The 18,116-nt window shown below is 38.9% G+C and carries 20 protein-coding genes and 1 pseudogene; 9 read left to right on the top strand and 12 right to left on the bottom strand.

Translation table 11 applies throughout. The features are described 5' to 3' along the window. The first annotated feature begins 60 nt into the window (after window positions 1-60). Complete coding sequence (locus MST18_RS08560) at window positions 61-1,527, top strand: adenylate/guanylate cyclase domain-containing protein (RefSeq protein WP_078193484.1); 1,467 nt, start codon at window positions 61-63, stop codon at window positions 1,525-1,527. A gap of 176 nt (window positions 1,528-1,703) precedes the next feature. On the opposite strand, the gene fdx is transcribed toward MST18_RS08560, so the two are convergent. The 8 genes from fdx to MST18_RS08520 form a co-directional block, all read right to left on the bottom strand. Further along, a complete protein-coding gene (gene fdx / locus MST18_RS08555) occupies window positions 1,704-2,042 on the bottom strand; it encodes an ISC system 2Fe-2S type ferredoxin (RefSeq protein ID WP_078193483.1) in 339 nt (112 codons plus the stop codon). 16 nt (window positions 2,043-2,058) lie between these two features. Further along, window positions 2,059-3,918 carry a Fe-S protein assembly chaperone HscA gene (gene hscA / locus MST18_RS08550; protein WP_180133727.1) on the bottom strand — a complete coding sequence of 620 codons (1,860 nt, stop codon included), beginning with the start codon at window positions 3,916-3,918 and terminating at the stop codon, window positions 2,059-2,061. Window positions 3,919-3,957: 39 nt separating this feature from the next. Then, on the bottom strand, window positions 3,958-4,473 hold the full coding sequence (gene hscB / locus MST18_RS08545; RefSeq protein WP_180034816.1) for a Fe-S protein assembly co-chaperone HscB: 516 nt from the start codon (window positions 4,471-4,473) through the stop codon (window positions 3,958-3,960). Between the two features lie 104 nt (window positions 4,474-4,577). Then, window positions 4,578-4,898 carry an iron-sulfur cluster assembly protein IscA gene (gene iscA, locus MST18_RS08540; protein WP_078188668.1) on the bottom strand — a complete coding sequence of 107 codons (321 nt, stop codon included), beginning with the start codon at window positions 4,896-4,898 and terminating at the stop codon, window positions 4,578-4,580. A gap of 37 nt (window positions 4,899-4,935) precedes the next feature. Beyond that, window positions 4,936-5,322, bottom strand: coding sequence for a Fe-S cluster assembly scaffold IscU (gene iscU, locus MST18_RS08535; protein WP_078188667.1), 387 nt, complete (start codon window positions 5,320-5,322; stop codon window positions 4,936-4,938). Between the two features lie 104 nt (window positions 5,323-5,426). Beyond that, window positions 5,427-6,644 (bottom strand): IscS subfamily cysteine desulfurase, encoded by a 1,218-nt coding sequence (locus MST18_RS08530; protein ID WP_078193480.1) that lies wholly within the window; start codon window positions 6,642-6,644, stop codon window positions 5,427-5,429. Between the two features lies 1 nt (window position 6,645). Further along, window positions 6,646-7,119: an Rrf2 family transcriptional regulator gene (locus tag MST18_RS08525; protein WP_078188665.1), complete on the bottom strand. Its 474-nt coding sequence runs from the start codon at window positions 7,117-7,119 to the stop codon at window positions 6,646-6,648. A gap of 112 nt (window positions 7,120-7,231) precedes the next feature. Then, a complete protein-coding gene (locus MST18_RS08520) occupies window positions 7,232-7,879 on the bottom strand; it encodes a hypothetical protein (RefSeq protein WP_078188664.1) in 648 nt (215 codons plus the stop codon). Between the two features lie 206 nt (window positions 7,880-8,085). Here MST18_RS08520 and MST18_RS08515 point away from each other — a divergent pair, with 206 nt between their 5' ends. The 4 genes and pseudogenes from MST18_RS08515 (at window position 8,086) to MST18_RS08500 (ending at window position 12,168) form a co-directional block, all read left to right on the top strand. Continuing rightward, the gene (locus MST18_RS08515) at window positions 8,086-8,556 is read left to right on the top strand and encodes a phasin family protein (protein WP_111883718.1); all 471 of its coding nucleotides are present in this window, start codon (window positions 8,086-8,088) and stop codon (window positions 8,554-8,556) included. 166 nt (window positions 8,557-8,722) lie between these two features. After that, the gene (locus MST18_RS08510; protein WP_078188662.1) at window positions 8,723-8,995 is read left to right on the top strand and encodes an HU family DNA-binding protein; all 273 of its coding nucleotides are present in this window, start codon (window positions 8,723-8,725) and stop codon (window positions 8,993-8,995) included. A gap of 132 nt (window positions 8,996-9,127) precedes the next feature. After that, window positions 9,128-10,993, top strand: a complete 1,866-nt coding sequence (locus MST18_RS08505; RefSeq protein ID WP_180133726.1) for a SurA N-terminal domain-containing protein — start codon at window positions 9,128-9,130, stop codon at window positions 10,991-10,993. Between the two features lie 257 nt (window positions 10,994-11,250). Next, a pseudogene (locus MST18_RS08500) lies at window positions 11,251-12,168 on the top strand (alpha/beta fold hydrolase). A 76-nt stretch (window positions 12,169-12,244) separates the two neighbouring features. Here the strand turns inward: MST18_RS08500 and MST18_RS08495 are convergent. Further along, window positions 12,245-13,114, bottom strand: a complete 870-nt coding sequence (locus tag MST18_RS08495; protein ID WP_180023994.1) for a DUF2797 domain-containing protein — start codon at window positions 13,112-13,114, stop codon at window positions 12,245-12,247. A gap of 34 nt (window positions 13,115-13,148) precedes the next feature. On the opposite strand from MST18_RS08495, the gene MST18_RS08490 reads away from it, so the two are divergent. Both MST18_RS08490 and MST18_RS08485 read left to right on the top strand, forming a co-directional pair. Further along, a complete protein-coding gene (locus MST18_RS08490) occupies window positions 13,149-13,619 on the top strand; it encodes a DUF6231 family protein (RefSeq protein ID WP_168378602.1) in 471 nt (156 codons plus the stop codon). 112 nt (window positions 13,620-13,731) lie between these two features. After that, complete coding sequence (locus tag MST18_RS08485; RefSeq protein ID WP_180094533.1) at window positions 13,732-14,358, top strand: YidB family protein; 627 nt, start codon at window positions 13,732-13,734, stop codon at window positions 14,356-14,358. Between the two features lie 86 nt (window positions 14,359-14,444). Here MST18_RS08485 and MST18_RS08480 read toward each other — a convergent pair whose 3' ends face one another. From MST18_RS08480 to MST18_RS08470, 3 genes are read right to left on the bottom strand one after another with little or no spacing between them, the layout of a single operon-like run. After that, window positions 14,445-15,053: an OB-fold-containig protein gene (locus MST18_RS08480; RefSeq protein WP_168378601.1), complete on the bottom strand. Its 609-nt coding sequence runs from the start codon at window positions 15,051-15,053 to the stop codon at window positions 14,445-14,447. Window positions 15,054-15,069: 16 nt separating this feature from the next. Continuing rightward, entirely contained in the window at window positions 15,070-15,396 is a 327-nt protein-coding gene (locus MST18_RS08475) for a Rieske (2Fe-2S) protein (RefSeq protein ID WP_078188656.1), read from the bottom strand. Continuing rightward, window positions 15,396-16,400, bottom strand: coding sequence for an adenosine kinase (locus tag MST18_RS08470; protein ID WP_180133725.1), 1,005 nt, complete (start codon window positions 16,398-16,400; stop codon window positions 15,396-15,398). The genes MST18_RS08475 and MST18_RS08470 overlap by 1 nt, the downstream gene beginning before the upstream one ends. A gap of 277 nt (window positions 16,401-16,677) precedes the next feature. Between MST18_RS08470 and MST18_RS08465 the strand changes: the two genes are divergently transcribed. Next, window positions 16,678-17,127 carry a GNAT family N-acetyltransferase gene (locus MST18_RS08465; protein WP_078188654.1) on the top strand — a complete coding sequence of 150 codons (450 nt, stop codon included), beginning with the start codon at window positions 16,678-16,680 and terminating at the stop codon, window positions 17,125-17,127. Window positions 17,128-17,300: 173 nt separating this feature from the next. Further along, entirely contained in the window at window positions 17,301-18,068 is a 768-nt protein-coding gene (locus MST18_RS08460) for a hypothetical protein (protein ID WP_373686680.1), read from the top strand. Window positions 18,069-18,116 lie beyond the last annotated feature (48 nt).

Genomic DNA, 18,116 nt, shown 5'->3' with positions numbered 1-18,116 from the left:
CCCGATTTACGGACAATATCAGGATAGTAGAAGAATGAGTGTCCGTATGGGGGCGATCGAGTGCCGTTAGACAATTTAATCAGCAAAGAGCCTAAACAGTTTGAATATTTTCATCGTTTGATGGGATATATCATGCTGTCTTTGGTGATTGTTGTCTATCATTACACTCAGCCAGATACGCAATATCAAATCTATATTCCTGCATTTTTATTTTTTCTGATTTTAGTCGTTCCTAAGTTTTCTCATTGGTTAATTTATCGATATAGCAATCAAGTTAAGCGTAATGTGCTTTTTCTGATCGATATCATAGTAATTGCTGTACTGATGTCTGCAGTACATTTAAGCCTTGTTTTAACCTTTCTTGCGGTCTTTGCGCTGCTATATACAACCATTTATAACAAAATTAATTTCTTAATGATGTCCTTGGCTGGGATTGTTGGTGTCACTGTATTTTATTTATGTAATATTTATGTATTTGGTTTTCAAGAATATTTTGAGTCAACCAGCAGTGAGTTAACTGTTCTAGGTTTTTTGTGCCTTATTACATATTTCAGTGTGGGGACATTTTATCAACACACCCAAGTTCAGTCTTTGAGCAATAAAAAGAACCACTATTATGATCAGATGAATCGTTATATGGAATTCGCTAATCAATTGAGTCGTTATGCGCCAATGCAGCTTTGGCAATCGATTATGAAAGGTGAGTCTGAAGCTAAAATCGAATATAAACGTAAAAAACTCACGATTTTCTTTTCAGATATCCAAGGGTTCACAGAACTTTCTGAAACATTAATCCCAGACGATTTAGCATTTCTACTCAATGACTATTTGAGTCATATGACTGAGATTGCCAAACAGTATGAAGCGACTGTCGATAAATTTATGGGGGATGCAATTCTAATCTTCTTTGGTGATCCACATAGCCAAGGCGTAGAGCAGGATGCAAAAACCTGTTTAGAGATGGCAATGGTCATGCGTCAGCAAATGAAGTTGCTGCGTGAACGCTGGATTAAAATGGGTTATCCGCCGCTACACATTCGTATGGGTATTTCTACAGGGTATTGCCACGTTGGGAACTATGGTGCAGCTCACCGTATGGCATATACCATCGTGGGTCGTGATGCGAATTTGGCTGCACGATTGCAAAGTGCTGCTGAAGTCGACGAAATTTTGATTTCAGATGACACGCATCATTTAGTGAAAAATGACTATTTATGTGCGCCCAAAGCACCGATCTTCTTAAAAGGTATCAAAGGCCCAGTACGTACTTGGCAAGTGATGGAAAAATATACCTCACAGAAAACAGATTATCAGCGTTGGTTCGACTACGAATATAAAGGCTTTAATCTATTGTTGAACTTAGATGAAGTACAAAACTTTGAATATCCTGAACTAATACATGTTTTAGAACGCATGATTCAGCGCCTACAAACACAGCAAAAAATGACCAACTCTGCTGGTATTGTTAAACTGAATTTAGAAGACGAAGTGATCGAAGAAGTCAAAAAAACTGAATCTCACTCTTAATGATTTAACACCTGCATTATTAAAATTAGATCTAATCGTATTGCGTAAAATTTTAAAAAGAACTCAATTCATTCTTTTATCAAAACGTCATCTTTTTTGAAATGTTGAATAAATTTATGCATCAAAAAGCCAGTTACGATGAACTGGCTTTTTGATTATAGAAAATTATCTATAAATTAATGATTTTCTGAAGCATGGTTGATGGTATATTTAGGAATTTCAATTTCCAAATCTTCATCTTCAATTTTTACTTGGCATGACAGGCGAGAGTCTGGTTCTAATCCCCAAGCACGATCGAGAAGATCTGCTTCGACATCATCCATTTCATCTAGACCATCAAAACCTTTACGTACAACCACATGGCAAGTGGTGCACGCTTTAGACATATCACATGCATGCTCAATTTTGATGCCGTTTTTTAACATGCTTTCGCAAAGGTTAGCATTTGATTCGACTTCAAACTCAGCGCCGTTTGGGCAGATTGTTGCGTGAGGCAGTACTTTAATACGTGGCATAATCTTGACCTATAAATTAATTTGAGTTTGACCAGTCATCGAGTTTTGTGCCTTTCAGTGCGGCATCAATGTGCTGATTCATACGAGCTGCAGCAAATGCATCGCTATGTATTTTAAGCTGTTCTACAGCATGTTCAATAGCTTTAATATCTGTCGTTTCAAGTGCAGCATCTAAAACAGTGCGTGCTGCAGTGAGGGAACTGTGTTGCTCTTGGCTGAGAAGTTGAGCATCCACTTTAAGTGCTTGATCAAGTGCTTCAAGTTCACGTTTTGCTTCAACCTTGGTTTCTTGAAGATGACGTAAGTTTTTATCTTCTTCAGCAAACTTATAACCATCAATCAGTAAGCGTTCAGTATCGGCATCAGATAAACCATAAGATGGTTTGATGTCAATTTGAGCATGCACACCAGAAGTGGTTTCTTTGGCTGACACAGTTAGTAAACCATCAGCGTCGACCTGGAAAGTCACTTCAATACGCGCTTGACCCGCAGTCATCGGTGGAATACCACGAAGCACAAAACGACCTAGACTACGGCAATGTTCAACTAGATCACGTTCACCTTGTACAACATGAATCAACATCGCTGTTTGACCATCTTGATAGGTTGTGAATTCTTGGCGACGCGCCACTGGAATGGCTGTATTACGCGAAATAAGGCGCTCAACCAAACCGCCCATGGTTTCTAAACCTAAAGAAAGCGGCGTGACGTCTAAAAGCAATGAACCATCTTTAGAGTTACCAATAAGCTGGTTCGCTGTAATCGACGCGCCAATGGCCACAACTTCATCAGGGTTAATAGTGCAGAGCGGTTCTTGATTGAAGACATCTTGAACAGCTTTTTGTACAGCATACGAGCGAGTAGAACCACCGACCAATACCACATTTTGAATATCGCTAAGCTCAAGCTTGGCATCACGCATGACACGTTTACAAACGCTGATGGTTTTATCCAAAGCAACTTTAATGATTGATTCAAAAGTAGGGCGGTCTAAAGTCAATGATTGATCAAGAACTTTAAGCTCTACAGATTCAGCCTCGGTTAAAGCTTCTTTTGCTTTACGAGCAGAAACGATGAAATGTGCATATTCCGCATCATCTAAAGTTTCAATATTTAGTTGTTTTTTTGCCCATTTTACAATCAGACGGTCTAAATCATCACCACCAAGCGCCGTGTGGCCACCCGTTGCTAGAACTTCAAAAACACCTTGAGAGAAACGTAAAATTGAAACGTCAAAAGTACCGCCACCTAAATCATAGATCACATAGTTTTGATCATGTGCAAGATTGGTGTCTTGGTCTAAGCCATAAGCCACTGCAGCAGCAGTCGGTTCATTTAATAGACGTAGTACATTTAAGCCTGCAAGCTGAGCTGCATCACGCGTTGCTTGACGCTGTGCTTCATCAAAATAGGCAGGTACAGTAATGACAGCACCATTTATTGGATTATTTAAGCTGCTTTCTGCACGGTCTTTGAGTTGTTTTAAAATTTCAGCAGAAATTTCAACGGGTGTTTTGCGACCTTGTGCAGTTTCAAAAGCAGGCATTTCATTCCCTTCACCGACTAAGTTGTACGGGTGTTGGAATTTAATATCTGCTTTAGAGCGACCCATAAAGCGTTTTACAGAAACGATGGTGTTTTTAGGATCAGTCGTTAAGAATGCCTTTGCGTCGTCACCATATTGCGTAGTGGATTCGCCATAGTGTGCAATAGAAGGGAGTAACACACGACCATGTTCATCGTTAAGCACTTTCGCTTTACCAGAAAGTACCGTGGCTACTAAAGAGTGTGTAGTCCCAAGATCGATACCAATTGCGATGCGGTGTTCATGCGGCGCACTTGATTGACCAGGTTCTGCAATTTGCAAGAGAGCCATGTGTGTTACATCCTTTGAACGTCAAATATAAAAAATAAATTAAAAATCATCGTCTAAATCAAAGCTATCGTCGTCTAAGAAGCGATCTTCAGCTTTATCGATGTCAGCCATTACTTTTTGGAAGAAGCGTAATTTACGTACGGTATCACGTGCTTCAGCCCAGTCTTCGTCGTCATAATCAATTTTAAATTCACGAACCAAACCGTCAATCCATTGCTGAACTTCAGTTTTAAGTGAAGTGAGGTCATCAGCAGAGCCTGCCTCATCTAACTGTTCACGAATTTCTAAGGCATCTTGTAGGAACTCAAAATCACTAATCGATTGATCAAGGTGATAATCTTGTTTTTTGAGACTTAAAAGATATGCAGCGCGGCTATCAACATTGGATAAAGCTTTAAATGCTTGATTAATCTCACTAGATTTTATCAGGGCTAGATCTTTGTCTTCGGCTTTATCTGGATGATATTGTTGCTGCAACTTTAAAAATTCAGCTTTTAAAACTGCTAAATCAATATCGAGTGCTACAGGTAAGTTAAACAACTCAAAATGATTCATGGGAGATGGTGTCCGCAATAGAGGTGCAAAAAGTGTTGCTTTAAATGCAATTAAAACAGTGAATTTTACACTGTTTTAATGCGAAAAAGGAGCGTGGAAATGGCTTAAACCGTAAACGATTCGCCGCAGCCACATTCGCCTTTTTTATTTGGGTTATTAAATTCAAAACCTTCGTTTAAACCATTTTTCACATAGTCCATCTCCATACCTTCAAGATAAACTAAGCTTTTTGGATCAACGAATACTTTTACGCCAAACTGATCGAATACTTGGTCATGCGTGTCAATATCATCGACAAACTCAAGTACATAAGCTAAACCAGAACAGCCAGAAGTTTTCACGCCAACGCGAATACCTTCACCCTTACCGCGATTCTTGATGTAATTGCTGATATGAGTTGCAGCATTTTCAGTTAAATGAATCATGAAAACTCCGGTAATCTTTTTTAAAACACGTAAACAATTAAGCTTTTACTTTCTTGCTACGGTAGTCTTCTACAGCAGCTTTGATTGCATCTTCAGCAAGTACAGAGCAGTGTACTTTTACTGGTGGAAGTGCAAGTTCAGTTGCAATATCAATGTTCTTAATTGCTTGAGCTTCATCAAGAGTTTTGCCTTTTAGCCACTCTGTTACTAATGAGCTAGATGCAATTGCTGAACCACAACCGTAAGTTTTGAAGCGAGCTTCTTCAATTACGCCGTTGTCATCAACTTGGATCTGTAGACGCATAACATCGCCACAAGCTGGTGCACCGACCATACCTGTACCAACGTTTTCTGCATTTTTGTCTAAAACACCAACATTACGAGGGTTTTCGTAATGATCAATTACTTTTTCGCTATAAGCCATGATGCTTCTCCAAACCTCGGGGTCAGCCTTAAAATTAATATGGGGGTGAAATTACGTTAATCAATGAGATAGCCTTAAAATAAAAGCTATCTCACCGGGATGAATTAGTGTTCAGCCCATTCTACAGAATTAAGGTCGATACCTTCTTTGTACATGTCCCAAAGCGGTGAAAGATCACGTAGTTTTTCAACTGCTGCTTTGGTAATTTCAAGTACGTGGTCAATATCGGCTTCAGTGGTGTATTTACCAAAGCTGAAACGAATCGAGCTGTGAGCCAATTCGTCTGAAAGACCCAATGCACGAAGTACATAAGATGGTTCTAAAGTTGCTGATGTACATGCAGAACCAGAAGATACTGCGCAATCTTTAAGTGCCATCATTAACGATTCACCTTCAACAAAGTTAAAGCTGACGTTTAGATAGTTTGCAACGTTGTATTCTGGGTGACCGTTGAGGAAGACTTGTTCAAGATCTTGCAAGCCATTCCAAAGTTTGTCACGAAGTACACGAATACGAGTTTGTTCAGCATGCAGGTTTTTGCCGGCAAGTTCGAACGCTTCGCCCATACCCACGATTTGGTGAGTCGCTAACGTACCTGAACGCATGCCACGTTCATGACCGCCACCGTGCATTTGCGCTTTAATACGTACACGTGGTTGACGACGTACATAAAGAGCACCAATACCTTTAGGACCATAGATTTTGTGGCCAGAGAAACTCATCAAATCAACTTTCATTGTTGAAAGATCAATTTCTACTTTACCAGCAGCTTGCGCAGCATCTACATGGAAATAAGTTTTGTTTGCACGAGTCAATTCACCGATTGCAGCTACATCTGTAGTTGTACCGATTTCATTGTTCACCATCATCAAAGATACAAGAATTGTATCTGGACGAAGGGCAGCTTGAACCATTTCAGGTGTAATTAAACCAGTTTTTGCTTCTGGCTCAAGATAAGTAATTTCGAAGCCTTCTTCTTCAAGCTCGCGGCAAGTATCAAGAATTGCTTTATGTTCAATTTTACTTGTAATAATGTGCTTGCCTTTAGATGCATAGAACTGAGCAATACCTTTAAGCGCAAGGTTGTCAGATTCAGTTGCACCAGATGTCCAAACGATTTCGCGTGGATCAGCTTTTACTAGATTAGCAACTTGTTCACGTGCATATTCTACTTTTTCTTCTGCCTGCCAGCCGTAAGCATGAGAACGAGAAGCTGCATTACCAAAAGTACCGTCAAACGTTAGACATTCCATCATACGTTCTGCGACTTGAGGGTCTACAGGTGTAGTTGCTGCATAGTCAAGATAAATAGGACGCTTCATGTCAAATACCTGTAACCGATAAAAGGGCTGAATCAAAGTTTGCTGAATTTTGACGAATTGATACGGTTTGAACGTTATCGCGTGCTACAAGGTCAGCAAGGGTGATTTTTGCAAGATAATCGGCAATGTGGTGGGAGAGTTCCTGCCATAAATCGTGAGTCAAGCACATTGCACCATTTTGGCAGTTGCCTTTGTGGTCACAACGGGTTGCATCAACTGTTTCATTTACAGCTTCAATAATTTCCAAAACAGTGATGTCTTCAGCACTACGAGCAAGGTGGTAACCACCGTTTGCTCCACGGATGCTGGAAACTAAGCCGTGACGCTTTAATTTTGCAAATAACTGCTCAAGATAGGCCACTGAAATGGTTTGACGAGCTGCAATTTCTGCAAGAGTGATCGTTTGTTCAGTTGGCTGCAAAGCTAGATCAAGTAGAGCAGTCACTGCGTAGCGACCGCGAGTTGTTAAGCGCATGATTCGATACACATGTTAAGTCTAGATGTGCAGATTTTATGAATCCTGACTAAAATAGTCAAGTTTTTTTGAGATTGTTTATTTGTTTTATTTTGTCTGAAAAATTATGTATTTATTTGAACCACACATTATACACTAATAACGTTATTAAAAGAACAGATATTAGACTAAAAGCGATATTAATCCGCTTTTGACGACGTTCGATACGCTTAATACGGTTTTTGTATTGTTTAACTTCAACTTGTAGCGTGTTTATTTTAGAGCGTTGCTGTTCAATTTTTTCTAAAAGTGGGGCAATACGTTTTTTAGATGCAACGATATCGTTTTCTTCGACAGGTTCAGACAACCAGTGTTTCCAGTCAGATAAAATTTTCGGCACGCTAAATAAAGAAACCAAATCACGAAATTCATCTTTTAAAACTACATCGCCATCGATACGCATGGTTTTGATGCTCTTACGATTACCAAATACAAAAATTTTCACCAAATCCATTAGTGTCGTGCGGACATCAAGGTCGATGGCTTTATCTGGAGATTTAGTGTCGAACAGAATGCCGTGCTCAGTAAACTGAACATAAAAGTCAAAATAAGGGATGTAGCTATTTATTTTTAGTGCGACTTTTTGATCAACAAATTTTTTAGCTTGTAATGCTACAACGCGGTCATGTTTTAAAATGAAGGTAAAAATAGTTTCTAAAACAATCAGGGTCATAGTAAGCAACAAATGTGGTTGAGCTTGTGTTTGTTGCGTATCGCTCATAAAAAAATGTCCTTGTTAAAATCTGAAAGCACTGGAAACTGAGCGTCCTGCTCTAGAGGAACTTAGAATATACCAAAAATTTGGTAATTCACTAGCTTTGTAGAACAGTTTAATCAATCTATCAAGTTATATGTTTGCTATTATGTTGTTAAAATGAAGAATCACATGTTGATGTGCACATAAAATAATCAGGAGAAGTGCGGATTATGGAAAATACAGAAAGCATAATTGACGATGCACAGGAAACATCAGAAAAGCTGGCTAAACCTCGGGTACGTAGTCATTCTGATCGTCGCTCTAAAATGGATTTTCGTAAATATACCAAACAGATTTGGTTGGCTGGATTAGGTGCTTTTTCACGTGCTGAGGGAGAGGGAAATAAGCTTTTTGACTCTTTAGTCAAAGTTGGAGAGGAGCTTGAGTCCAAAACGATTGATATTGCAGATCAAACTGTCGAAAAAGTTTCAGAAAAAGCCAAGGAATCTGTAACCGATACGAAAGATAAGGTAGAAAAAATTTTAGATAATGGTGTTAATCATTCATTAAACCGTTTAGGATTGGTGACTGTAAAGGATTTACAGCACTTAGAAAGGCTTATACTTCAATTACATACTAAAGTTGACCAATTGGCCGAAGAGAATGCCCAACTGAGGGCCGAAATATTAAAAAAACACTAACTTTTTTAATATTATCGAATTTTCAAGGTTTTTTTCGTCAAAAAATTCTATAAAAAGAGGTTGAGGAGTATTGCGTTTAACCCTAAAGCATTGCTATAAAGGCGTTATGGCGTTTTATACAAATTCTTGAACCTTAAATAAACGATATTAAGAGGACGTAATTTTCATGAATAAATCAGAATTAATTGATGCAATTGCCGAAAATGGGGGATTATCTAAGGCCGATGCCGGTAAAGCTTTAGATGCTACAATTGCTGCAGTTACCAATGCATTAAAAGCTGGTGATACAGTTACTTTAGTTGGTTTCGGTACTTTCAGCGTAAAAGAACGCGCTGCACGTACTGGTCGTAACCCACAAACTGGTGCGACTTTAGAAATCAAAGCAAGCAAAGTTCCTAGCTTCAAAGCGGGTAAAGGCTTGAAAGATTCTGTAGCTTAATCTTATTAAGCACATGAGACGCGCCATAAATTGGCGCGTTTTTTATTGGTAAATGTGATTAATTGATATATCGCATTCATTCATCTCGGGTTTTCGGTTAAAATTCACCGCAAATAAAATATTGGAATACTTATGGAATCGTTTCGTAAAGTCATTAAGGGTTGGCTGGGCAAGGTCTTGCTCGTTTTGTTTTTGACCCCTTTAGCACTTGTAGGTATTGAAGGATATTTTAGTGGTGGATCTAAAGATGCAGCAAAGACTGTAAACGGTACTGAAATTTCTCAAAAAGAACTCGAAGCACTGACGAACTCATTAAAAGAACAATATCTGGCATATGCTCAGGGTGATGAAACATTATTGAATCAAAATTTCATTAGCAATAAAGCGATGGATACTTTGGTTTCACGCCAATTGCTATTGCAACAAGCTGATAAATTAGGCATTAGCTTGAGTGATGCACAAATTGTGCAAATGATTCATCAACAGCCAAGCTTTCAAGTCAATGGTCAATTTTCTGATGAAGCGTTTGCGCGATACCTCGAATCGATTGGTATGACGAACCGCACATTCATTGATAATTTACGTAAAGACCATGCTTTAAAAATGTTGTCTACAACATTTATGGAATATGCATTGGTGAGTAAGCTTGATATCTTGCAAATTGCGAACTTACAAACGGAACAACGTAGTATTCAGTTGGCGAGCATTAATCTTGAAAATTACAAGAAAAATGTAAAAGTATCTGATGCAGAAATTGCCGCTTACTATGAGCAGCATAAAAACAAATTTAAGCAAGCAACTAGTGTTGATGCAGATTTTGTCGTATTAACACCTGCCAATATTACTGCACCTGTAGAAGCTGCAACTGATGCTGAACTGAAAGAAGCGTATAACAGCTTTGTTGAGAATGCACAGAAGTCAGTTAAACCTATCGTTAAGCACATCATGATCATTGCGGACAATCGTTCAGATGCCGAAGCTAAAAAACTGGCTGAAAGTGTTCAAGCTAAAATTAAAGCGGGTTTAAGCTTTAACCAAGCTGCTGCGCAATTCTCTGAAGATTCTGAATCTAAAGCGAAAGGTGGTGAACTGGTTGCTTATGAAAAAGGAGTATTTGGTGATGCATTTGATGCAGCAGTTGAAGGTGCTCAAGCTGGTCAAGTGACTGCTCCAGTGAAAACAGACAGTGGTTATCACTTGATCGAAAAAGTGGCGCCAGCTGTAAAAGTGGCTTCATTTGAACAAGAAAAAGCACGTCTGCAAGCAGAAGTCGCTGCTTCGAAAAAAGCCAATGTTTTTTCTGACACTGTAAACAGCCTCAATGATATGGTTGTGAGCAGTGATGCCCTTGATGTCGTGGGTCAAGAAGTGAAAGGCGTAAAAGTACAATCATTGAATGGCTTAACATTAGCATCGCAACATCCAGTTTTAAGTGATGCAAACGTCAAAGTTAAATTGTTTAACGATGATGTTAAAAATGGTGAACGTAATGTTTCATCGAGCATTCAGTTGAAAAACGGTGATGTAGTTTGGGTAAAAGTGCGTAACTATCACGCTGCAGGTGTTCAAACTTTAGCTGAGGCGAAAGCGCATGTGAAAACTCAGCTGATTGAAAAGAAAGCGTCTGATGCTGCAAAAGCCCAGATTCAAGCGACATTGAAAGAGTTTGCTGCAAAACCTGCTGCTTCAGTCGCGAAAGGCAATTTAAACTTTGAAAATGCGGGTACCTTCACTCGTGCTGATGGTTTGTTGAAACGCGAAATTCAACGTGCTGCATTTAGTGTAAAAGCGCCGAAAGCAGGTCATTGGTCTGTTACGACCACAAATCTACCAAATGAGTTGGTTGTGGTTGCTGTGACTGCAGTGAACAAACAATCTGATGAGGCATTAACGGGTGAGCAGTTAGATGAGTTAAAAAAACTTTATCAACAGCTTCGTGGTCAGCAAGAATTTGATGACTACACACGTTATCTAAAAGATCATGCCAAAATTAAATAATTAAGGCAGCTTTAAAATACCAGCTTCCGAGCTGGTTTTTTTGGCTTAAATTGACAGATATAATTTTTATTTAAAAGATTTGGCAAATGAAATATCGACTCTAGCATCGTAGATTGGTGTTTTCAAAAAAATAATATGAAGACGAAATAACTCATCACGACAAAGGATTAAGCGGATGATATCTCTGTATATGCCTCAATGTAAACCTTTAAAGAATCCGTTATCGCGATGGATCATTTTTTAAACACATGATACAGATGCTACTAACGATTTGCGTTGCCAGTAGTATTCAAGCTGCAGAACGAAACTTTCAAAATGTTCTAGAGCAGGAAAGAGCTTGGGCGGGCTTGACCAGTAAAAAAGTCAAAAATAATGAAATCGAATGGACATACAGTGAAGGAGGAGATCCACGAAAACCGACGCTGTTGTTGCTGCATGGTTTGTCAGGCACGCGTGATAACTGGAACCGCGTTGCCCGTTATTTAACGCCCAATTATCATGTCATTATTCCAGATCTGCCAGCACATGGAGAAACTATTGTCGCAGATCAATTTGATCTATCGATTCCAAATTTAACTGAAAAATTACGACGTTTTATTGATGCTACAAAGTTAGATCCAAATTTACATATCGCAGGGCATTCGATGGGTGGTGCAATTGCCATGCTCTATAGCGCTCAGTATCCCTTAGAAGTGAAATCTTTATTGTTGGTGGATTCGGCAGGTGTCTTTAAGTCAAGCAATACAGCGTATTTAAAAGATACTGCAAAGCTTGCAGAGCTAGTGGTCAGAAAAACTGGTGATTTTGATCGCGTGATGAAGATCGTGATGCAATCCCCGCCTTTTATTCCACAAGAATTAAAAACTGGGCAAGAAAGGCTGATGATAGTTCAGTCTAAGCAAACCAATAAAATGGTGGAGTAACTGCAAAAAATGGCCACCTTGTATACGCCAGAGTCCTTTGCTTTGGCTGCACGAGGCATTGATGCACCTGTGTTCATTATCTGGGGGAAGCAAGATCAGATTATCAATGTTGAAGTAGCAGAAGAACTGAGAAGCTTATTTAAAAAAGCCGAAAAGCCTCTGATTTTAGACCATGTTGGTCATATGCCTATCTTAGAAGCGGAGCAGTTAATGGCGTTGCCATATTTAAAATTTCTTTCAACTGTTCAATGAATCAGATCAGCAAATTGGGTGAAAAAAAGCGAGAAATATCTCGCTTTTTAAACTTAATTAGATATTTTGAGTCGATTTAAGTACGTACTTTAATTTCATAGCCCGTGTATTTACGAATATTGATCACACCGGTATCCAAAATCAGATACTGACCTTTAATCCCTTGTAATTTTCCTCGAATAATCGGTGTTTTGTCCAAATTATGTGATTTGATTTTTTCAGGATATTCTTCTACCGGGTAGATAAATTGGCGTGGTAACTCATCTTCTAACAGTTCGACAGTTTCATTAAACTCTAAATTTTGGCTAAATTCTTCGCGAATAGTCTGAATTTTAGGTGCAAATTCTTCAACCAATTGGTCTCGAATTTCGATCAGGTTGATCGGTTCTGCTTCGCCTTTGAGCAATTTACGCCAATCGGTTTTATCGGCCACTTGCGTACCAAACATGACTTCAAGCTGACCAGATAAACGACGTGAACCAACTTTCATAATAGGCAAAGCTTGCGTCGCACCTTGGTCTAGCCAACGTGTAGGCATTTGACCAAGTCGAGTAATCCCAACTTTTAAGGCACTCGAATTGGCTAAATAGACAATATGCGGTTGAAAGCAAACTTCATGGGCAAAATCATCTTCACGGCAAGTCCCGAGATGATAATGACAGGTTTCAGGCTTCATAATGCACATATCACAAGAAGCCTTAGTCTTCATGCATTTGAAGCAATGACCTTGTGAATAAGATTTAGGTGTTTTTGCACCGCAAGAAATGCAGTAGATATTTCCCGTGGCTTCGATTTCAATTTCTTGGCCAAGGCTAAACGGAAGATCAACTTCTGAGCGATCTAGAATAAATTTATACTCAACATTTGCCTTGTGTGTATGTTGATCAGTTACACTAAGATCTTTAAGACCTGCATGCATTTTATGGCAAATGCCTTGTAGTTCCATACGAATACTCACTTCATTATTAAGGATGCGGTCAATGGCTGAACAAAATGTCATCACTTCTATGCTAGACGATTTGTCAAAAGAGCAGCCCATTTCAACCGCAATCTGTATTGGTCAGGATCTTGAGCAATACAATCAATTTCATCCAATTCAATGGCAACATTTTAACGTAACTGAGTTTTTAAATCTGCCTTTTACCCAGCGTTTTGACCTTGGATTTGTGATTCTTGATACTGAAATGATGTTGAGTTTGGATCAGCAGCAGAAAACTCAGATGTTGGTAAAATTGCGTGACCTATTTGCCAAACGCATCGTGGTGGTGAGTAAGTTACACGATGAACAATTATTACGTGCTTTAGGTTTTACTCAGCTCATTGATAAAACCACGCATGAAAGTGATTTTGCTTTATGGCAGTTTAATATTTTGACTTATAAACATATTCCAGATTGGTTTAACTCTAAATTTTGGGCAAATCCTGAAAACTGGGATAAATTCCGTTGGTAACAAATACTTAGCCTGCGAGAAATTGCAAAAATTAACAAACATTTATGATAAATCTGTGTTTTCCCACGTATGCTGTAATTAAGTTTATCTAGGTTTCACTGGGAAAAATAAAATGACAAATTTAAATAATATTGTTGAGATTTTAGCAAAGCAGGCCCTTGGTGGTGCAAACAATCAAAATCAACAAGGTGGTTTGGGTGGTATTTTAGGTTCGGTGCTGGGTCAATTGGGCGCAAATGCAGGCACTCAAAATACCCAAACCAATGCTCAAAACCAAGCGGGTGGTTTGGGTGGAATTTTAGGCTCTGTGTTGGGCCAACTGGGTGGTGCAGCGCAGCCGCAGCAACGTAGTAGCGGTGGTAATGCATCAACCATTTTAGTAGCAGTGTTACCTCTGGTGCTGGCTTGGATTCAAAAACAAGGTGGCCTACAAGGTGCTTTGGATAAATTACGTGGACAGGGCTTGAGCAGTCAGGTTGATGATTGGGTATCTACAGGCCCTGGTGATAATGCTGCTGTGACTAATCAACAAGTACAAAATTTATTTGATGATGCCGAAGTGGAGCAAGTTGCACAAGAAACACAAACTCAGAAACAAGATGTATATAGCGCAATTTCAAGCGTATTGCCGCAAATTATTGACTCATTGACGCCACAAGCTGGACAAACCAATCAGCAAGAAGCGAATGCTGATATTCAACAAGTGATGAATTTGGTCTCAGGTTTCCTTAAGCGTTAATCAAAATATCGATTTAGGTATTTGATTAAATACAAGCCAGTGAACACTGGCTTTTTTATGATTTGAAAAATGATAACAATGTGACGCTAAGATGGATTAAATAAACGGTTCGACACACTGATTTTTTTGCCAATATAGTGTGATTTTTTTTGACGAATCAAAATGATTTTCGACTGAAACTCTAACTCACCAAACTCTGGCTCAACTTGCACATAATGTAGTTGACCAAACTCATCACGTACACGCGCTTGAGCCGAAAAGCCGGGACGGGCATTTCCACTTGAAATGGTGGCTAGACGACCGAGTAAATTAACCGTTTGTTTTTTATATTTGGGTGGGACAACCTGATCCAAACAATGAATCATAAATACCGTAAAGAATATGGCAATGATCAACGCAGGTAAAATTAAATAATAAGCTGGAACGAATTGACCTTCTTTGGCATGGATGCAAAACTGAAGTACATAGCCTGCAAAGCTAAAATTCATCAGTAAGAAGAACAAAATCAGAGTCTTGGAAAATTTGACATTCAATAATGCCAACTCTTGTATGCGCTGAGGAGCGATTCTTTTTAAAACTTGGCTAGGACTAATATTGATATAGTAGCCAATGGTTTCAACCATGCCCAATAACAGTACGGCCAATAAACTTAAATGAAAGGGTATTAAGTTATAGTCTGTTAAAAATGCGGACATGGTTGTATTCCAGTGTTTATTCTTCTGTGAGGTAGATTCCACCATCAGAATGCACGTTAATGTTCACTTTTTCAAGGGCTTGACCTTGGCATGGGCCAGAAATACATTCCCCAGATTCGACCATAAACAGTGCGCCATGTGTTGAGCACTCAATAAATTCTTGGTCACGATCTAGAAATTGATTTTCTAGAAACTCAAGTTCCACGTGCAAGTGTGGGCAGTTATTTTGATAAGCGTAAAACATGCCATCACGTTGGGTGATAAAAATCGTTTCACCTTCAGGCGTTTCGAATGATCGTGCTTCACGTTCAGGCACATCATCCGTCATGCAAATTTTAAACATTAAGCACATTCCTTTTGAAATGATTGTAAAAGCTGAGCATATTCTTCAACTGCTAGGCGTGGACCAAACTGAGCCACAACTTCACTTGAAATCAAGATGGCCAGTTCAGCAGCCGTTTGATAGTCATGACCTGCATTCAGTGCATATAGGAAAGCACCAGCAAATGCATCACCTGCACCATTGGTATCTACTGCGGTAACTTTACGACCTGGCACGGTAAATGTTGCTGCTTCATTATGGATTAAGGCGCCTTTGGCACTTAATGTAATGACAATGTGTTTGCTTAGTGATTGCAATTTAGCAAGTGCAGCATCTAAATGATCTGTTTCTGTGTACATCAGCGCTTCTTGTTCATTACAGAACAATAAGTCCACGCCATCATCGAGTAACTCATCTAGACCTTGACGTGCATATTGCACCATTGCTGGATCAGATAAGGTCAATGCAATTTGTACACCATTGGCTTTGGCGATTTGACGTGCTTGTTTTATCGCTAGGCGTGCGCTGTCTGATGTAGAAAGATAACCTTCGATATATAACCATTTCGCAGTATTTAAGTTGCCAAAATCAATTTGGCTATCAGTCAATTCCGCAGTAATACCGAGGTAAGTATGCATCGTACGTTCAGAATCAGGGCTGACCAATACCATACATGTGCCGGTTACACCTTCACTGATTGATTGAGTTGCAGTTTGGATACCTGCGTCGTTTAAACCATTTAGGTAAATTTGACCTAAGTCATCATTGCCGACACGACAACCATAAAATGCAGTTCCGCCTAAAGCACTAAAAGCAACCGTAGTATTTGCTGCAGAACCACCAGAAGCTTGACCTTTATATTCTTGAGTCGCTTTTAGATTGTTATAAAGGGCTGCTTGAGTATCACCATCAGTCAGTTGCATCGTACCTTTTTGCAGATTGTGTTGAATTAGGAATTCGTCAGAGACTTTAAATTCTTGGTCAATAAGTGCATTACCAATTGCAAAAAGGTCAACAGTTGCCATGTTGTATAATCACATCAAAAAAATGAAAGTGCTAAGTTTACACGAATGCTCAGGAATGCTGTAGTTTGTTGAAGAAAATTCAATTAAAGGACAGGTGTGTATAAAAATCGGGCAAATCCATTATATTTTTACATTTTTTTTGAATTAGTTGCCGTTTTAATCAGCTTTGCTATTGTGCAAATCGAAAATTTTTACTTTTATAGAGCTATAGGGTGTTCAGACTGAATCAAGATGATTTGGTCATCATAAATAGATAACAGATTAAAAGTGTGAATATATGGAAATTACGATTCGTCCAGCAGAGCAACTTCCTGCTCAAATCGAAAATATTGCTGCTTTGGCGCAGCATGAAGGCTATACATTTATACACCGTTTAATTGAAGAATATCAAAGTGGTAAAAATCGTTTTGACCAAACGGGTGAGCAATTATTGCTTGCTTATGATGGCGATAAATTGATTGCTTGTGGCGGTTTAAATCAGCAATGGGGTGATACTGGTGTAGAAGAACGGATTGGTCGAGTTCGCCGTTTCTATGTGCATCCGCAGTACCGTCAGCATGGCGTGGGTAAGCAGCTACTGGTGGAATTGGAAAAGGGTGCAAAAAAACACTTTTCTGCACTATGCTTAAATACAGAACTTAAAAATGCTGCAAAATTCTATCAAAAACAGAATTATGTCTATGTTGAAAGCCATCCAAATTATAATTATTTCAAATATCTGGTTTAGTTTTAAATCCAAAAATAGACAGTAAACACTATAAATCAAGCATCCGATATCGGGTGCTTTTTTCTTGTGATAATTCTAAAAAAGAGCGCCTTATTTTAAGCAAATTTTTAAGCAAAAATTCATTTTAGTTATCGAAGATATAAGCATCAAAATAACTGCATAGAGTGATGCATATGCAAGTGTATGAGCTACAAGACTACGTTAAAAAAGTCCCTGAGATTACCGCACTGTTTTGGTTGACCAAAATTTTTGCGACCACCTTTGGTGAAACCAGTGGTGATGCATTGTCCATGTCCTTAAATTTGGGCTATCTACTCAGTACCTTTATTTTCGCAGGCATATTTATCAGTTTGCTGTATTTTCAAATAAAGTCCAAAGCCTATAAACCTTATTTATATTGGGCCACGATTATTGCCAGTACAACGGTAGGTACGACTTTAGCGGATTTTGTAGATCGTTCTTTAGGGATGGGCTACTTGGGTGGTAGTTTGCTGTTGCTGAGTTTGGTGCTCATATCGCTATTTAGTTGGTATCGAGTCGAAGGATCGATCAATCCAAGCGTGGTGAATTTTCCGCGAACACAGATCTTTTATTGGTTGACGATTACATTTTCTCAAACATTAGGTACGGCTTTGGGGGACTGGACTTCCGATAGTGCAGGATTAGGCTATAGCGGTGGCATTTGGCTATTTGGTGGTTTAATTCTATTGATGGCGTTGTTGTACTTTTTTAGTCGGGTCTCAAAGACGTTTATATTTTGGGCCACTTTTGTTTTGACACGTCCATTGGGCGCTGTTGTCGGTGATTTTTTAGACAAGCCAAACAGTTCAGGTGGATTGGATTTAAGTCGCTTTATGGCTTCCTTTGTATTGTTGTTGGCGATTGTGATTTGTGTCTATTGGTCAACACGAAATGATAGGCAATCCATAAAACCAGTCTAAATGTTTTAGTGCGAAAACAAGTGATTTTTAAAATTAAAGTTCAAGTTG

This window comes from Acinetobacter sp. YH12068_T (genome assembly GCF_024606005.1).
GTDB lineage: Bacteria > Pseudomonadota > Gammaproteobacteria > Pseudomonadales > Moraxellaceae > Acinetobacter > Acinetobacter amyesii.
This window is presented reverse-complemented; position numbering and strand designations above follow the sequence as displayed.

What these genes read in the sequence shown, in the direction of transcription:
- MST18_RS08485 (WP_180094533.1), top strand. Translation starts at nt 13,732, where the DNA reads ATGACAAATTTAAATAATATTGTTGAGATTTTAGCAAAGCAGGCCCTT.
- iscA (WP_078188668.1), bottom strand. Translation starts at nt 4,898, where the DNA reads ATGATTCATTTAACTGAAAATGCTGCAACTCATATCAGCAATTACATC.
- MST18_RS08525 (WP_078188665.1), bottom strand. Translation starts at nt 7,119, where the DNA reads ATGCGCTTAACAACTCGCGGTCGCTACGCAGTGACTGCTCTACTTGAT.
- MST18_RS08460 (WP_373686680.1), top strand. Translation starts at nt 17,301, where the DNA reads ATGCAAGTGTATGAGCTACAAGACTACGTTAAAAAAGTCCCTGAGATT.
- hscB (WP_180034816.1), bottom strand. Translation starts at nt 4,473, where the DNA reads ATGAATCATTTTGAGTTGTTTAACTTACCTGTAGCACTCGATATTGAT.
- iscU (WP_078188667.1), bottom strand. Translation starts at nt 5,322, where the DNA reads ATGGCTTATAGCGAAAAAGTAATTGATCATTACGAAAACCCTCGTAAT.
- MST18_RS08465 (WP_078188654.1), top strand. Translation starts at nt 16,678, where the DNA reads ATGGAAATTACGATTCGTCCAGCAGAGCAACTTCCTGCTCAAATCGAA.
- MST18_RS08470 (WP_180133725.1), bottom strand. Translation starts at nt 16,400, where the DNA reads ATGGCAACTGTTGACCTTTTTGCAATTGGTAATGCACTTATTGACCAA.
- MST18_RS08475 (WP_078188656.1), bottom strand. Translation starts at nt 15,396, where the DNA reads ATGTTTAAAATTTGCATGACGGATGATGTGCCTGAACGTGAAGCACGA.
- MST18_RS08505 (WP_180133726.1), top strand. Translation starts at nt 9,128, where the DNA reads ATGGAATCGTTTCGTAAAGTCATTAAGGGTTGGCTGGGCAAGGTCTTG.
- fdx (WP_078193483.1), bottom strand. Translation starts at nt 2,042, where the DNA reads ATGCCACGTATTAAAGTACTGCCTCACGCAACAATCTGCCCAAACGGC.
- hscA (WP_180133727.1), bottom strand. Translation starts at nt 3,918, where the DNA reads ATGGCTCTCTTGCAAATTGCAGAACCTGGTCAATCAAGTGCGCCGCAT.
- MST18_RS08520 (WP_078188664.1), bottom strand. Translation starts at nt 7,879, where the DNA reads ATGAGCGATACGCAACAAACACAAGCTCAACCACATTTGTTGCTTACT.
- MST18_RS08480 (WP_168378601.1), bottom strand. Translation starts at nt 15,053, where the DNA reads ATGTCCGCATTTTTAACAGACTATAACTTAATACCCTTTCATTTAAGT.
- MST18_RS08515 (WP_111883718.1), top strand. Translation starts at nt 8,086, where the DNA reads ATGGAAAATACAGAAAGCATAATTGACGATGCACAGGAAACATCAGAA.
- MST18_RS08490 (WP_168378602.1), top strand. Translation starts at nt 13,149, where the DNA reads ATGGCTGAACAAAATGTCATCACTTCTATGCTAGACGATTTGTCAAAA.
- MST18_RS08510 (WP_078188662.1), top strand. Translation starts at nt 8,723, where the DNA reads ATGAATAAATCAGAATTAATTGATGCAATTGCCGAAAATGGGGGATTA.
- MST18_RS08530 (WP_078193480.1), bottom strand. Translation starts at nt 6,644, where the DNA reads ATGAAGCGTCCTATTTATCTTGACTATGCAGCAACTACACCTGTAGAC.
- MST18_RS08495 (WP_180023994.1), bottom strand. Translation starts at nt 13,114, where the DNA reads ATGGAACTACAAGGCATTTGCCATAAAATGCATGCAGGTCTTAAAGAT.